This window comes from Pseudomonas sp. BS3782 TE3695 (assembly GCF_050435305.1).
Classification (GTDB): Bacteria; Pseudomonadota; Gammaproteobacteria; order Pseudomonadales; family Pseudomonadaceae; genus Aquipseudomonas.
Genome location: NZ_JBNDKB010000001.1, coordinates 601,560 through 618,062, shown reverse-complemented (window position 1 = coordinate 618,062; position 16,503 = coordinate 601,560). Strand labels below are relative to the sequence as shown.

11 protein-coding genes are annotated in these 16,503 nt (G+C 60.3%); 9 read left to right on the top strand and 2 right to left on the bottom strand.

Going from position 1 to position 16,503, the window contains the following annotated elements; genetic code table 11:
• Positions 1-100 precede the first annotated feature (100 nt).
• From ABH909_RS02765 to cysC, 3 genes are read left to right on the top strand one after another with little or no spacing between them, the layout of a single operon-like run.
• Positions 101-8,239 (top strand): Ig-like domain-containing protein, encoded by an 8,139-nt coding sequence (locus tag ABH909_RS02765; protein WP_429439726.1) that lies wholly within the window; start codon positions 101-103, stop codon positions 8,237-8,239.
• 39 nt (positions 8,240-8,278) lie between these two features.
• Positions 8,279-9,793 carry a TolC family protein gene (locus tag ABH909_RS02760; protein ID WP_429430328.1) on the top strand — a complete coding sequence of 505 codons (1,515 nt, stop codon included), beginning with the start codon at positions 8,279-8,281 and terminating at the stop codon, positions 9,791-9,793.
• Positions 9,777-10,382, top strand: coding sequence for an adenylyl-sulfate kinase (gene cysC, locus ABH909_RS02755; protein WP_429430326.1), 606 nt, complete (start codon positions 9,777-9,779; stop codon positions 10,380-10,382). Before ABH909_RS02760 ends, cysC begins: the two co-directional genes overlap by 17 nt.
• Positions 10,383-10,467: 85 nt before the next feature.
• On the opposite strand, the gene ABH909_RS02750 is transcribed toward cysC, so the two are convergent.
• Positions 10,468-11,226 (bottom strand): slipin family protein, encoded by a 759-nt coding sequence (locus tag ABH909_RS02750; RefSeq protein ID WP_429430324.1) that lies wholly within the window; start codon positions 11,224-11,226, stop codon positions 10,468-10,470.
• Positions 11,227-11,228: 2 nt separating this feature from the next.
• The gene (locus ABH909_RS02745; protein ID WP_429430322.1) at positions 11,229-11,777 is read right to left on the bottom strand and encodes an NfeD family protein; all 549 of its coding nucleotides are present in this window, start codon (positions 11,775-11,777) and stop codon (positions 11,229-11,231) included.
• 203 nt (positions 11,778-11,980) lie between these two features.
• Here ABH909_RS02745 and ABH909_RS02740 point away from each other — a divergent pair, with 203 nt between their 5' ends.
• From ABH909_RS02740 to ABH909_RS02715, 6 genes are all read left to right on the top strand, one after another.
• The gene (locus tag ABH909_RS02740) at positions 11,981-12,448 is read left to right on the top strand and encodes an aminoacyl-tRNA deacylase (protein WP_183683329.1); all 468 of its coding nucleotides are present in this window, start codon (positions 11,981-11,983) and stop codon (positions 12,446-12,448) included.
• A 136-nt stretch (positions 12,449-12,584) separates the two neighbouring features.
• The gene (locus tag ABH909_RS02735) at positions 12,585-12,830 is read left to right on the top strand and encodes a DUF2789 domain-containing protein (protein WP_030128603.1); all 246 of its coding nucleotides are present in this window, start codon (positions 12,585-12,587) and stop codon (positions 12,828-12,830) included.
• A 100-nt stretch (positions 12,831-12,930) separates the two neighbouring features.
• Positions 12,931-13,176: a type II toxin-antitoxin system Phd/YefM family antitoxin gene (locus ABH909_RS02730; RefSeq protein ID WP_007899564.1), complete on the top strand. Its 246-nt coding sequence runs from the start codon at positions 12,931-12,933 to the stop codon at positions 13,174-13,176.
• Positions 13,166-13,447, top strand: a complete 282-nt coding sequence (locus tag ABH909_RS02725) for a type II toxin-antitoxin system RelE family toxin (RefSeq protein WP_007899567.1) — start codon at positions 13,166-13,168, stop codon at positions 13,445-13,447. The genes ABH909_RS02730 and ABH909_RS02725 overlap by 11 nt, the downstream gene beginning before the upstream one ends.
• A gap of 252 nt (positions 13,448-13,699) precedes the next feature.
• Positions 13,700-14,335, top strand: a complete 636-nt coding sequence (locus ABH909_RS02720) for an NADH:ubiquinone oxidoreductase subunit N (RefSeq protein ID WP_095633583.1) — start codon at positions 13,700-13,702, stop codon at positions 14,333-14,335.
• A 297-nt stretch (positions 14,336-14,632) separates the two neighbouring features.
• A complete protein-coding gene (locus tag ABH909_RS02715; RefSeq protein ID WP_429430320.1) occupies positions 14,633-16,144 on the top strand; it encodes a YdgA family protein in 1,512 nt (503 codons plus the stop codon).
• Positions 16,145-16,503: the final 359 nt, after the last annotated feature.

Sequence of the window (16,503 nt, the reverse complement as noted above, 5' to 3'; positions counted from 1 at the left end):
TTCATTGATGCCTCAGAAAGTTCGAGTCCGGGTGAGCAACATGTGGTGGAGCAAAGGCAAGTCGCGGGTTACCGAAGGCGCACGAGCGCTGACCTCGCCAATGATCATGTCCCTGGAGCCACGCATGCTGTTCGACGGCGCGGTGGCCGCCACCGTTGCCGACACTGCCCAGGCTGACAGCCATGCCACCGCCGAGGCGGTCAAAGCGCCGACGGCCGATCAACCGGTCGCCAGCAAAGACACCCCCGGCCAGGCCGATGCTACACCGGCGCCAGCACCCGTTGCAGTGGCGGGGCAGAGCGTGGTGTTTGTCGATTCGCGGGTCAAGGATGTCGACAGCCTGCTTCAAGGCGTCGCGCCCGGCACTCAGGTGGTTCAGCTGGATGCCAGCAAAGATGGCCTGCAGCAAATCGCCGATTATCTGGACGGTCATCAGGGCATCAGCTCGGTGCAGATCATTGCTCACGGCAATGCGGGCGATTTGTGGCTGGGCAACAGCTACTTGTCTGCCGACAACGTCGCGGCCCGCAGCGCGGTGCTGGCGGAAATCGGCAAGGACATGAACGTTGGCGGCGACATCCTGATTTACGGCTGCTACACCGCCGACGGCGAGCGCGGCTTGAGTTTTATCGACTCGTTGGCTCAATTGACCGGCCGCGATGTGGCCGCCTCCAGCGATCGCACCGGGCTCGGTGGCGACTGGGATCTGGAAATTGCCACCGGCAATATCGAAAGCGCCAATGTCCTCTCGACCACGGCCATGACCGACTATCAGTGGGGTCTGGCTACTTGGACCGCCACTAACAACGCCAACACGGGCGTCGGTTCGCTGCGCGCGGCCATCGCCTCGGCGCAGAACGGCGATATCGTCACCTTCAGCAGCAGCATGACGGTGCAGCTGACGTCCGAGCTGCTGATCAACAAGAACATCACCGTTGATGGCGACTTGAACAACGACGGCGCGGCTGACGTGATTCTCGACGGTCAATACCGGACCCGAGTGATGGAAGTGACGTCTGGCAGTATCGTGGCCCTCGATGGCCTGGTGATTACCCGTGGCCTGGTGTCGGGCACGGGCGGCAACGGTGGCTACGGTGCCACGGGCTCGATGGCCGGGGGGATTTTCAACGCAGGGATTCTGACCTTGAACAACGTTACCGTGACCTCCAACGCCGCTTCCGGTGGTGGTGGCGGCGGCGGTGTGACGGGCGCTTTTTACGGCGGTGGCGGTGGTGGGGGCGGTGGTTTGGGCGGCCAGGGCGGTGGGCATGGCGGTTCGGCAGGGCCGGGCACCGGCACATTGGGCGGCCAGGCGGGCGGCGGCGGTGTCGGTGGTTACGGCGGCGGTTATGACGCCACCCACATGGGCGGTCGCGGCGGTACCACCACCGGCGGGGCTGGCGGCGTAGGCGTTTCCTATTACAGCAACGGCGGTAACGGTGCATCGGCCACCAATGGCACGCTTTCCATTGGCGGCGGTGGCGGCGGGGCCGGTTGGGACAAGGTGGGTGGCGCCGGCGGCAACGCGGTGGGGGGGATCTACAACGCCAGCAGCGGCACCATCACCATCGTCGGCACCTCGACCATCAGCAACAACATTGGTGCCGGCGGCGGTGGCGGCGGTGGTGGTGGCCAAGGCAGCAATGCCAGCAATGGCGGCATTGGTGGCCGTGGCGTCGGTGCGATCTGGAACAAAGGCACGCTGCTGATCACAGCCGCCAACTTCGCCGCCCTGGCCGGTAATGCCGCGGCCAGTGGCGCAGGCGGTACCGCGCAGGGCGGAGGTTCAACCGGCACCTCGCCGACCTCTGTCGCGACCATCTACAACGACGGTGGTGTACTCAACACCGCGTATTCGCCACCGCCGACCGCGACCATTGTGATCGCTGACACCACACTGAGCATCGGTGAAACGTCCCTGGTGACCATTACTTTCTCCGAGGTGGTGACCGGTTTCACCAATGCCGACCTGACCATCGCCAATGGCACGTTGACGGCGGTAAGCAGTGGCGATGGCGGCCTTACCTGGACCGCAACGTTCACGCCGTCCGCCAGCATTTCCGATACAAGCAACGTCATCACCCTGGACAACACCGGTGTGATAAACGGTCTGGGCACCGCCGGCGTCGGCACCACCAACTCCAATAACTACACGGTCGACACCGTACGCCCCACCGCCAGCATCGTATTTACCGACACGGCCCTCAAGGTCGGCGAAACCTCCCTGGTGACTATCACCTTCGACGAAGCGGTCACCGGTCTCACCAATGCGGACCTGACCATTGCCAACGGCACCTTGACCGCAGTGAGCAGCGGCGACGGCGGCATCACCTGGACGGGGACTTTCACGCCGAGCGCGAGTATTACCGACACGAGCAACCTGATCACCCTGGACAACACCGGAGTCAGCGACCTGGCGGGCAACGCCGGCAGCGGCACCACCGATTCGAACAATTATGCGATCGATACCCTACGGCCAACGGCAACCATCGTGGTGACAGACAATGCGCTGAGAATCGGTGAAACCTCGCTGGTGACCATCACCTTCAGCGAAGCGGTCAGCGGTTTCACCAACGCGGATCTGACCATTACCAACGGCACCTTGAGCGCGGTGAGCAGCAGCGACGGCGGCATCACCTGGACCGCCACGTTCACCCCGAACGCGAGCGTGAATGACACGACCAACCTGATCACCCTGAACAACACCGGCGTGGCGGATCTGGCGGGCAACACCGGCAGCGGCACCACCGACTCGAACAATTATGCGATCGATACGCTTCGTCCAACCGCAACCATCGTGGTGACAGACAATGCGCTGAGAATCGGCGAAACCTCGCTGGTGACCATCACCTTCAATGAAGCAGTCAGCGGTTTCACCAACGCTGACCTGACCATCGCCAACGGCACCTTAAGCGCGGTGAGCAGCAGCGATGGCGGCATCACCTGGACCGCGACGTTTACCCCGACCGCCAGCATCACCGACACGACCAACCTGATCACCCTGGACAACACCGGCGTGGCGGATCTGGTGGGCAACGCCGGCAGCGGCACCACCGACTCCAATAACTATGCGGTCGATACGGTGCGGCCAACAGCAACCATCGTGGTGACGGACACTGCGCTGAGAATCGGCGAAACCTCGCTGGTGACCATTACTTTCAGCGAAGCGGTCAGCGGCTTCACCAATGCGGATCTGACCATTACCAACGGCACCTTGACCGCAGTCAGCAGCAGCGACGGCGGCATCACCTGGACCGCGACCTTCACGCCGAGCGCGAGCATCAACGACACCACCAATCTGATCACCTTGAACAACACCGGCGTGGCGGATCTGGCGGGCAACACCGGCAGCGGCACCACCGATTCGAATAACTACGCCATCGACACGCAGCGCCCGACCGCGACGATTGTGCTGGCCGATCCCACACTGACGGCGGGCGAAACCTCGCTTGTGACCATCACCTTCAGCGAAGCGGTCAGCGGCTTCACCAACGCCGACCTGACCATCGCCAATGGTACGCTGAGTGCGGTGAGCAGCAGTGATGGCGGCATTACCTGGACCGCGACCTTCACGCCAACCGTCGGCGTGAATGATGCGAGCAACGTCATCACCCTGGCCAATACCGGTGTGGCCGATCTGGCCGGCAACACAGGCAGCGGCACCACCAACTCCGGCAACTACACCCTCGATACGGTGCTGCCGACGGCCACTATCGTGGTCGCCGACAATGCGTTGAACATCGGTGAAACGTCGCTGGTGACCATTACTTTCAGCGAAGCGGTCAGCGGTTTCACCAACGCCGACCTGACCATCGCCAATGGCACCTTGAGCGCGGTGACCAGCAGCGATGGCGGTATCACCTGGACGGCGACCTTCACACCGACCAACGCCATCACCGATACCACCAACCTGATCACCCTGGATAACAGCGGTGTGCAAAACGCTTCGGGCAATGCCGGCAGCGGCACCACCGATTCCAACAACTACGCCATCGACACCGTGCGGCCAACGGCAACCATTGTGGTTGCGGACACCGCGCTGAGAATCGGCGAAACCTCGCTGGTGACCATTACTTTCAGCGAAGCGGTCAGCGGCTTCACCAATGCGGATCTGACCATTACCAATGGCACCTTGAGCGCAGTCAGCAGCAGCGACGGCGGCATCACCTGGACCGCGACCTTCACGCCGAGCGCGAGCATCAACGACACCACCAACCTGATCACCTTGGACAACACCGGCGTGGCGGATCTGGCGGGCAACACCGGCAGCGGCACTACCGATTCCAACAACTACGCCATCGACACCGTGCGTCCGACCGCGACGATTGTGCTGGCCGATCCCACACTGACGGCGGGCGAAACGTCGCTGGTGACCATCACCTTCAGCGAAGCGGTCAGCGGTTTCACCAACGCCGACCTGACCATCGCCAACGGCACCTTGACCGCCGTCAGCAGCAGCGACGGCGGCATTACCTGGACCGCGACCTTCACGCCAACCGTCGGCGTGAATGACCCGAGCAACGTCATCACCCTGGCCAATACCGGTGTGGCCGACATCGCCGGCAACACAGGCAGCGGCACCACCAACTCCGGCAACTACACCCTCGATACGGTGCTGCCGACGGCCACCATCGTGGTCGCCGACAATGCGTTGAACATCGGTGAAACGTCGCTGGTGACCATTACTTTCAGCGAAGCGGTCAGCGGTTTCACCAACGCCGACCTGACCATCGCCAATGGCACCTTGAGCGCGGTGACCAGCAGCGATGGCGGTATCACCTGGACGGCGACCTTCACACCGACCAACGCCATCACCGATACCACCAACCTGATCACCCTGGATAACAGCGGTGTGCAAAACGCTTCGGGCAATGCCGGCAGCGGCACCACCGATTCCAACAACTACGCCATCGACACCGTGCGGCCAACGGCAACCATCGTGGTGACGGACACGGCGCTGAGAATCGGCGAAACCTCGCTGGTGACCATTACTTTCAGCGAAGCGGTCAGCGGCTTCACCAATGCGGATCTGACCATTACCAATGGCACCTTGAGCGCAGTCAGCAGCAGCGACGGCGGCATCACCTGGACCGCGACCTTCACGCCGAGCGCGAGCATCAACGACACCACCAACCTGATCACCTTGGACAACACCGGCGTGGCGGATCTGGCGGGCAACACCGGCAGCGGCACCACCGATTCCAACAACTACGCCATCGACACCGTACGTCCGACCGCGACGATTGTGCTGGCCGATCCCACACTGACGGCGGGCGAAACCTCGCTGGTGACCATCACCTTCAGCGAAGCGGTCAGCGGTTTCACCAACGCCGACCTGACCATCGCCAACGGCACCCTGACTGCGGTGAGCAGCAGTGACGGCGGCATTACCTGGACCGCGACCTTCACGCCAACCGTCGGCGTGAATGATGCGAGCAACGTCATCACCCTGGCCAATACCGGTGTGGCCGACATCGCCGGCAACACCGGCAGCGGCACCACCAACTCCGGCAACTACACCCTCGATACGGTGCTGCCGACGGCCACCATCGTGGTCGCCGACAATGCGTTGAACATCGGTGAAACCTCGCTGGTGACCATCACCTTCAATGAAGCAGTCAGCGGTTTCACCAACGCCGACCTGACCATCGCCAATGGCACCTTGAGCACGGTGAGCAGCAGCGATGGCGGCATCACCTGGACCGCAACCTTTACGCCGACCACTGCCATCACCGACACCACCAACCTGATCACCCTGGATAACAGCGGTGTGCAAAACGCTTCGGGCAATGCCGGCAGCGGCACCACCGATTCCAACAACTACGCCATCGACACCGTGCGCCCGACGGCCACCATCGTGGTCGCGGACGCGGCGCTGGCGGTGGGGCAAACCTCGGTGGTGACCATCACGTTTTCCGAGGCGGTGACCGGATTTACCACGGCTGACCTGACCGTGAGCAACGGTACCCTGAGCAATCTGAGCACCAGCGATAACATCACCTATACCGCCACCCTGACGCCGACGGCGAGCATCACCGACACGACCAACCTGATCACCCTGGACAACACTGGAGTGATCGACGGGGCAGGCAACACGGGGACCGGGACCACCGATTCGAATAACTACGCCATCGACAGCCAACGCCCGACCGCCACCATCGTGCTGAGCGACACGACCCTGAAACCGGGCGAAACCGCGCTGGTGACCATCACCTTCAGCGAGGCGGTAACGGGTTTCGACAACGCTGACTTGAGTATCGCCAACGGCACGTTGAGCGCGGTGAGCAGCAGCGACGGCGGCATCACCTGGACCGGGACCTTCACCCCCACCGCCGGAATTACCGATACCAGCAACCTCATCACGTTGAGCAACGGCGGCATCTCGGACCTGGCCGGCAATGCCGGGTCTGGCACCACCAACTCGGCCAACTATGTGGTGGAAACCGAGGTGCCGACCGCCACCATCGTGGTTGCCGACAATGCGCTGAAGGTCGGTGAAACCTCGTTGGTCACTATCACGTTCAGCTCGGCGGTCAGTGGTTTTGACAACGCCGACCTGACGATAGCCAACGGCACCCTCAGCAACGTTTCGTCCATCGATGGTGGCGTGACCTGGACCGCGACCTTCACACCTGCGGTCAGCGTGACGGACACCACTAACCTGATCAGCCTGAACAACAACGGTGTGACCAACGTCTCGGGCAACAGCGGCGTCGGCGTGACCGACTCCAACAATTTCGCGATTGATACCGTTCGCCCTGACGCGACCATTGTGGTGGCGGACAATAAGCTGGGCATTGGTGAAACCACCACGGTGACCATTACCTTCAGTGAAGCGGTGTCCGGTTTCGACCTGTCAGACCTCAGCGTGGCCAATGGCGTGTTGTCCAACCTGGCCAGTAGCGACGGCGGTGTGACCTGGACCGCCACACTCACACCGACCGCGAGCCTTAACGATGCGACCAACCTGATCCTGCTCGACACCGGCAATGTGTTCGACGCGGCGGGTAATGCCGGCGCCATCATCGCCATTTCCAACAACTACGCACTTGATGCGACTCGCCCGACCGTCACCATCGTGGTTGCCAACCCGAACCTGGGCATCGGCCAGACGACGCTGGTGACCTTCACGTTCAGCGAGGCGGTCAGCGACTTCGATTTGTCGGACTTGAGCGTCACTAACGGCGAGCTGACCAATCTGGCCAGCAGCGACGGCGGCAAGACCTGGACCGGAACGTTCACACCCACCGCGAGCATCACTGACCCAAGCAATTTCATTGCGCTGGACACCAGCAACGTGACGGACCTGGCGGGCAACATCGGCGCCAGCGTCGCGGTATCCAACAACTACGCCATCGATGGCGAACGGCCGACGGCCATGGTGGTGGTTGCCAACCCCAACCTGGGCGTGGGCCAGACCTCATTGGTGACCTTCACTTTCAACGAAGCAGTGAGTGGCTTTGACCTGTCCGACATCAGCGTGGCGAACGGCAGCTTGTCCGGTTTGAGCAGCAGCGATGGCGGTAGAACCTGGACCGCGACCCTGACGCCGAACGCCAACGTCAGCAGTGGCAACAATGCGATCAGCCTGAGCGTCGCTGGCGTCAGCGATGCAGCAGGCAACACGGGCAGTGGTGTGAGCCTGTCGAACAGCTATTCGATCAATACGGTCGTTGCACCATCATCGCCCGTTGTCGTGGTACCGCCGGAACCCGAGTTCCGGGTCACGGTTCCTGTCAGCGTGCCCGATCTGCCCAACCTGCCATTACAACCGATCATCTTCACTCCACCCACTGGCGATCTCGGCTCGCCGCTGACCTTTACCCCGCTGTTCGAACAGCGAGTAATCGGCAACGGCATTCGGCCTTTGGGCGACATTTTCATGAGCCATGGAGCGCTGACGCCCAGCTTTATCGCGCAGGTATTCAGCAGCAGTGAAAACGGAGGCGATGGCTCAGGTCACGGCTTCCTCGGTTTTGGCGGCGGCGATGGCGGGGTCTTTGGCAGCAGCACGCTGTCGAATCTGTTCAATCAGGACACGGTCAGCGAGGGGGACTCGCTGAACGCCTTCGGCAATCACTCAATCAGGATGGGAGATGTTTCCCAAGGGCTGCGCGGCGTGTTTGGCGCACCGAGTCTTGGCCAGCAATTGCAACAACTCAAAGACACCGAGCAGCGGCAGGTCGAAAGCCTGGCCGCGGCTTTGCAACAGGTCGGCATCAGTGAAATGCAGGCGTGAAAAAACCATAAAGCAGGGCGGCACCTGGGGGCTCCAAGGATGAAGAGAAGTCAGAAGTTATTCAGCGCCAGCCTGCTGGCGCTGGCAATCAGCGGTTGTGCAGTGACCAGTGAACCGATCGAACGCAGCGTCAGCCAACAGCGCGCCAAAAGCGATCTGCAAAACATGTACAAGGGACAGGAGCCCCTCAATGGTCCACTGACCCTGCACCAGGCCATGGCCCGGGCGGTGAAATACAACCTCGAAGGCCGGCTCAAGATCATGGAAGAGGCCCTGGCCAAGCGCCAACTCGACCTCGCCAGTTTCGACATGCTGCCGCGCATGGCGCTGGACGCCGGTTACGTGGGGCGTAACAACGTCAGCGCCTCCAGCAGCCAGAGCGTCGAGACCGGTGCCCAGTCCCTGGAACCGTCGACCTCCCAGGACCGCGACCGTGAAGTGGCAGACCTGACCATGGTCTGGAACGTGCTCGATTTTGGTGTCAGCTACATCAGCGCCAAGCAACAGGGCGACCAGCGACTGATCGTCCAGGAGCGTCGGCGCAAGGTCATCAACACCATCGTGCAGGACGTGCGCTCGGCCTATTGGCGAGCCATGGCCGCCGAACGTTTGCTCAAACAGATCGACAGCCTCATGGTCCGGGTCGAAACCGCTCGCACCAATAGCCAGAGCATGAGCGAGCAGCGCATCGGCGATCCGATTCAGGCATTGGGCTATCAACGCTCGCTGATCGAAGCCACCCGCCAACTGGAAGAACAACGCCGCGCACTGTCGTTGGCGAAAACCGAATTGGCGACCCTGATCAACCTGCCGCTGAGCACCGAGCTGACGCTGGCGACCCAGGACGATTACGTCATCCCGGAACTCAAGGTCGATCTCGCCAGCCTGGAACAGGAAGCCCTGACCAGTCGGCCGGAGTTGCGCGAGCAGGATTACCAGACCCGGATCAGCGCCGCCGAAACCCGCAAAGCCATGCTGCGTCTGCTGCCGGGGCTGGAGTTTGCCGCTGGCGGGCATTACGACAGCAACTCGTTTTTGGTGGAGCAGGGCTGGGCGGATTATGGGGTGAAAGTCACCTGGAACCTGTTCAATGTGATTTCCGCGCCCGCCGCGATTGACGTTGCCAAGGCCGGTGAAGAAGTCGCCGCGGCGCGCAGGCAGGCGATGTCGATTGCCATACTGGCGCAGCTTTACGTGGCCAACGCCAACTATCGTGAGGCGATGCGGCAGTTCAAGACCAATCAGCAACTGTCAGACATCGATGGGCAAATCGTCGGCCAATTGCGCAATCGTCATCAGGCGGCCGGGCTGGGCGAACTGGACCTGATCCAGGGCGAGCTGAACACCTTGCAGGCCGATCTGCGACGCGACTTGTCTTACGCCGACCTGCGCAATGCTTACGGGCAGATCTTCGCCAGCGCCGGTCTCGATCCGCTGCCGGACGAAGTGCAATCGACCGAAGTCCAATCCATCGCCACGGCCCTGGCCAATCGTGAAGAGGCGTGGGCGGCGGGCAACATCTCAGTGCCGGTGGCCCATGCCCCGGTCCAATAATCTGCTGGCGCCGACGGCGAGCATCAGCCGCGCCCAACGGGAGACCCGCAACGGCCATCGCGGCACGGCAATTCTGCTGACCGGTTTGCCGGCCGCGGGCAAGTCAACATTGGCCCAGGCACTGCACGCCGAGTTGTTCGAGCACGGCGTGCAGAGTGTGGTGCTCGATGGCGACGGACTGCGGGTCGGGCTCAATCGCGATTTGGGGTTTACCGACAGTGATCGCCTGGAAAACATTCGCCGTGCCAGTGAACTCGCGGCACTGTTGGTCGAAAACGGGCAGATCGTCATCTTGGCGATGATCGCGCCCTTGGTGGAGTTGCGTGAAGTGTTCGCCCGACGGTTGGGTGAGGATTACCGTGAAGTCTGGTGCAGCGCCTCGTTGGCGGTGTGTGAACAGCGTGACCCCAAAGGCCATTACGCCCGGGCTCGACGGGGTGAGTTGGCGGGGTTCACCGGTATCTCCGCGCCCTACGAACCACCGCCATGCGCATCGCTGGTGCTCGACACCGGTGCGCAATCGGTCGAGGCCTGTCTCGACCGTTTGCTGACCTGGCTCGGTGAATGCGCGGTGTTGCCGAAACGATGAATCGGGCGCGGTATCTACAATGGCCCGGCGTACACCTGTAGGAGCTGCCGAAGGCTGCGATCTTTTGGAGGCGAAAGATTATTTCTCAAGGCTTGGACGACAAATCCGCCATCCCCTTAAGCAACTCGATCGGCAGCGGGAAGACGATGGTCGAACTTTTGTCTCCGGCAATCGAACTCAGCGTCTGCATGTAACGCAATTGCATGGCCCCCGGCTGACGGCCGAGCATTTCAGCCGCCTGCATGAGTTTTTCCGAGGCCTGTAATTCACCTTCGGCGTGGATCACCTTGGCCCGACGTTCCCGTTCGGCTTCGGCCTGTTTGGCGATGGCGCGAATCATCGATTCATTGAGGTCTACGTGCTTGATCTCGACGTTGGCCACCTTGATGCCCCAGGCATCGGTCTGTGCATCGAGCACTTGCTGGATGTCGACGTTCAGCCGTTCCCGTTCGGCCAACAATTCATCGAGTTCATGTTTACCGAGCACCGCCCGCAATGTGGTCTGGGCCAGTTGACTGGTGGCCATGAGAAAGTCTTCGACCTGAATGATCGCCCTTTGCGGATCGAGCACGCGGAAATACAGCACCGCATTGACCTTGACCGAAACGTTGTCCCGAGTGATCACATCTTGGGCCGGCACATCGAGCACCACGGTACGCAGATCGACACGAACCATTTGCTGGACCACTGGAATCAGCAGGATCAGGCCAGGGCCCTTGACCTGCCAGAAGCGTCCGAGCTGGAACACCACGCCACGTTCATATTCGCGCAGGATGCGGAAAGTCGACCCCGCCAGTGCAATCAGCAATAACAGCAGCGCGGCAAAACCCAATTGCAGACCCATGACTATTCTCCGCCATCATTGTTCATTGCGGGCGCCGCGTCAGCCGCGGCCACTTCCAGCAGTAAACCCTTGCGTGCCACTACCCGAACTTGTTGACCTGGTTGAAGCGGTGTTGCGCTCATGACTTGCCATTGCTCGCCTTGCAGATGCACCCAGCCGATATAAGCGTTACCGGCCTGCAACGACGTTATCGGCGTCACGGCGCCCAGTATTTCGGCGTCACCGCTGACGTTGCGGCGCGGTCGGGTTTTCAAGGCGCGGATCACCAGGAAAATCAGTAGCAGTGCGCTGATCAGTCCCAAACCGAGAATCAACGGAACAGGGACTTCGGCGTTAGTCAGAATCACCGCGCCGATCACGAACATCACAAGGCCGCCCAAGCCGACCACCCCGTAATTGGGCAAGGCCGCCTCGGCGATCAGAAACGCAATGCCGAACGTAATCAGCCAGAGCCCGAGAGGATCGGGAACCAGCACAATGAGCGTGTCCGCCGCGAAAACCGGCCCGCTCAGGGCCAGCAGCGGCGTCATTGCACAGCAACGCTTGTTCACTTGACCCTCCGGGAGAGTCATTCGTCCACGAGTCGTTTTATACAAGTCTAGTTGACCCTGCCTTGGTATGAATCTTGACCCGTGTCGAAAGCGTCCGACGGGCGGATTTCCCATCGGAACCCCTCGGTGGGCCTAGACTTTTAATGGAGACAAAAAAGTTAACCATCGTCCGTGATTCGTTGCTGCGGACACCGAGGTGCATCATGCGTATGGCAAAAACCGTGCAGAACTGCCTGGACAAGGCCCACTGCGAATATGACATCGTTTCTCACCCGCACTCGGCCAGCAGCCTTGAAACGGCTCGGCTCGCGGGCATTCCTGCCGAACGGGTCGCCAAATCGGTGATTCTCGATGACAACCACGGCCACTACTTGATGGCCGTACTGCCTGCCAGCTGTCACTTGGACCTGAGCAAAGTGCGCGGCAGCGGCGAATGGCAAGTCACCCGTGAAAGCAACCTGCCGCACCTGTTCGACGATTGCGAACGCGGCGCCGTGCCTGCACTGGGCGAATCTTATGGCATGGACATGGTCATCGACCCTCTGCTGACCCGGCAGAAAGACATCTACCTGGAAGCCGGCAACCACAGCAATCTGGTCCACATGAGCGTGCCGGAATTTCTGAAAATAGTGCCGCATGCCGAAGTGCGCGAGTTGAGCCTGTCGGCATAACAGTCGACCCGACTGACGTCATCGCGGGCCAGCCTCGCTCCTACAGGACTTGCGAAAACCCTGTGGGAGCGGGCTTGCCCGCGAATAGCCGCACCGCGGTCCCCCATCCAAATACGCGATCACGAAGGAGCCCGACATGGAATCCCCAACCCACAGCCTCCCATCCCTGTTCAAACAACTCGGCTTGCCGGATGACGCCGAAAGCATCGATAAATTCATCGCTACCCATTCACCGCTCAAACCCGAACTGCACCTTGCTGACGCGTTCTTCTGGAATGAGAGCCAGGCAGAGCTGCTGCGTGAGGAAATTCTGGATGATGCGGATTGGGCGGAGGTGGTGGATCAGCTGGATGTGCTGCTGAGGAAGGGGCGGGGGGTGTAATAAAAGTGATGAGTGGTAAGAAATCCTGAGTCAGCTTTTTCCAGGGTTGCTCAGCAACAGGCAATAGACCAGAATAAAGACCTCAATTGAGGTCTTAATTATGCAAAGTGTTCTGGCCGACATGGCAGTTAGCGTGTCTGAGTTGAAGAAAAACCCATCTGCAGTTCTGAGCGGTGCTCACGGTGGGCCTGTGGCAGTGCTTAACCATAATCGAGTGATGGGATACATGGTTCCGGCCGATGTTTTCGAGCAAATGATGGAGCGCCTCGATGACTTCGAGTTGGCGGAAATTGTTCGCTCGCGTAGAAATGAAACCCCGGTCCCGGTAAGCCTGGATGACCTATAAGCTTGAATTCCTGCCATCCGCGCGCAAGGAGTGGGACAAGCTGGGGCATACATTGCGTGAGCAGTTCAAAAAGAAATTGGCGGAACGACTTGAATTGCCTCGAATCCCTTCCGACTCACTGCATGGGATGCCTGATTGCTACAAAATCAAATTGAAGTCATCGGGATACAGGCTTGTGTATCAAGTTTTTGATGAGCGTGTAGTCGTTTCTGTAGTGGCGGTTGGTAAGCGCGAACGCAGCGATGTGTACGACCGAGCCAAGAAACGCTGATAGTTCTCAGCCCTCTCCTATTTTTGCTGCTGCTCAAGCGTCGACCCGACGTACGGCGCAACTGGCCTCGGCCACACCCAAGTCGCCATGAGCCAGAACGATTTGTTCCTTGCTTTGGGTGGCGGCCGGGAAAGCGGACGAACGCAAAGGTCACAGCCCGGCAAACCCTGAGGCCATTGCTATGCTTTGACTTGATGGGGGCGCGCGGCGAACCCGTCGATCAAGGCTTGCGTTGATCATGGGGATCTAATAATGAAAAACCCTTACGCTCCCGGCTTCTGGTGCGCCATTGCGGCATTGGTTTTGCTGTCGGCCACCTATTTCTACGGCGTCATGCTGGCCCACGAGCTCGACACGGCGCTGATATTCCTCGACAGCGCGGCGGCGTTGATCGCCGTGATGGCTATCGTGGTGGTCGCCTGGGCTTCATTACAGAACCAGCGCATCAAGAAACGACAACTCGAACAAGGCAAGACCCTGGTGCTGATCTGGGACACCAAGGTGGCTTTGCGTCGAGTCGAAACGGTGTTCGACCGGTATTTCTGGGGCAGTTACTGGCAACCGGGGCGCACGTTCCAGGAAGTCATGGGCGAACTCACCGGCACGCCGCTGGAAAAAAGCCTCGAAACCTTGAAAAAACAGTGCCTGGCGCTGGACAAGCAAGTGGCCGATGAAGGGTGGCACTGGCTCAACAATGCGCGCGAGCTGTCCGATGTTGCCAACGCCATGGCCCGTGAACGCTATCAGCTGGACTTCTGCGACCCGCGCGCGGAAGTGACCGGCGGGGCGGTGATCAATCGGGATTTTGAAGTGCTGGTGTATACGTGGACGGCGCGGCTCAAGAGCTTTGATCATCAATTGGATGAGATTGAGGTTCAGTATTCGTGAATTGAGGTTGGCTGGACTGTTGCCTTCGCGAGCAAGCCCGCTCCCACATTGGAATGTGTTCCACTGTGGGAGCGGGCTTGCTCGCGAAGGCGATCGGATAGTCACCGAAACTCTCGACCCTTGCCAGTTGTCCACAGGCAGCCACATCCCCTGGATACTCTTTCACCTTTAATCATTGGGCCGCTTTGCGGCGCAAATGCTAATCTCCATCCCACTTTCAGCGCAGTCGTGACCGCAACCCCCATGGGTTCAGGGAAGACGACCACACTTTCAACAACGGACATTGACGGGTACTTCATGAATAAATCAGCAGGCGTGCTTCTAGGAATTGTCGTGGCCATCGGTGCAATCAGTGCCGGCGGTGCGTGGTACACCGGCAGCAAACTCGATGGGGTGCTGAATACCTCGATCACCGACGCCAACAAAGAGCTGCAAGCCGCGCTGGCGGGTTCCAACGGCACGGCGTCGCTGGAACTGGTGTCGCTGGACCGTCATGTGTTCAGCAGTACCGCGCATTACCGCCTCAAGGGCGAAGGCGAGATGTTTGGTGAAGCGCCGGTCGAGTTGCTGTTCGTCGATCGCATCGAACACGGTCCGCTGCCGTTCTCGCGCCTGGTGTCGCTGAAGTGGTTGCCGGTCCTGGCGACCAGTCACTATGAGCTGGAAAAGACCCCACTGACCGAAAAGTGGTTCGCGGCCGCCAAGGACAAGTCCCCAGTCAAAGGCGTGGTTAACATCGGCTACGACAACTCAACCAAGGGCACCCTCGAGTTTCTGCCGCTGGAAACCGCACTGGATGACAAATCCAATCTGACCTTTTCCGGTATGAAACTCGACGTAGACGCCAGTGCCCAGGCGCAAAAGGTCAAGGCTGACGGTTACATGGACAGCCTTAAGCTGACCACCGTGGCCGAAGATCAGACCCCGGTGCAGGTCGAGCTCAATGGCTTGACCGTGGCCAGTAACCTGAACAAAAGCACGTACGGCTATTACACCGGCGAAAACACCGTCGAGCTGACCCACAGCAAGACCACCTTCGGGGCCAAGCAGTCGGTACTCGGCGTCAAGAACTTTGAAATGAAGAACAAGACCGAGGAATCGGGCACCAACGCCTCGGGGCGTGCCGATTACAAGGTCGGTGAAATGTCCTTGAACGGCAAGGTTATCGGCTCTGCGAAAATGGCCATGAGCCTGAAAAACCTCGACATCCCGTCAACGATGTCGCTGATGCAGATCTACCAGACCAAACTGCAACCGTACGAAAAGGCCGCCACTGAAGCCGCTGCCGCCGGCCTACCGGCGCCGGAACTGAACCTGACCCCGGCCGAAGAGGCGCTGGTCAAGAGCAGCCTGGAGAAACTGCTGGCCGCAGGTCCCCAGGTGGCTCTGGAAAACCTCTCGTTCAACACCACCAACGGCGAAAGCCGCGCCAACCTGGTGCTGGACCTGACCAAACCGCAGTCCATGGACTTGCCGCCAGACCAGTTGGTCAAGCAGTTGATCGCGCTGCTGGACTTCAACCTCTTGGTGTCCAAGCCAATGCTGGTTGACGTGCTTACCGTGCAGTCGCAAATCGATGGCCAGACTGATGCCAAGCTGATTGCCGATCAGGCGAGCGCAACCGCCGACATGTTCAGCAGCATGGCGGTGGGCACGCAATTGGCGAAACTGGACGGTAACAACGTCGTCACCAAGCTGCACTACGCCAACAATCAGGTGGACTTCAACGGCCAGAAAATGACCCTCGAGGAGTTTGTCGGCTTCGTGATGAGCAAGCTCGGCGGCACCGGCAACGTCACCCTCCAGTAAAAATTTCAGGCTTCAACGCAACGCCCGGCCTCTGCAACACGCAGACGCCGGGCGTTTTGCTGTCTGGGGTTTGGAAACGGGGCGAGGGGGAGGAGGTTCCAATGCCAGTCTCGAGCGCAGGCCCCTGTGGGAGCGGGCTTGCTCGCGAAGGCGTCGTGTCAGTCAATATCAATGTCTACTGACAGACCGCCTTCGCGAGCAAGCCCGCTCCCACAGGTTCCGTACCTTGGCTGACTGGGCATTGGAGAAGGCCTGAACATCGCGAATCTGAACAATTATTGTGCGCTGAATAGTTGACTTCGCTTGCATGCAAAACTGCGTCAATAAAGCCTGGCCGGGTCTTTCGATCCGGCTTTCCG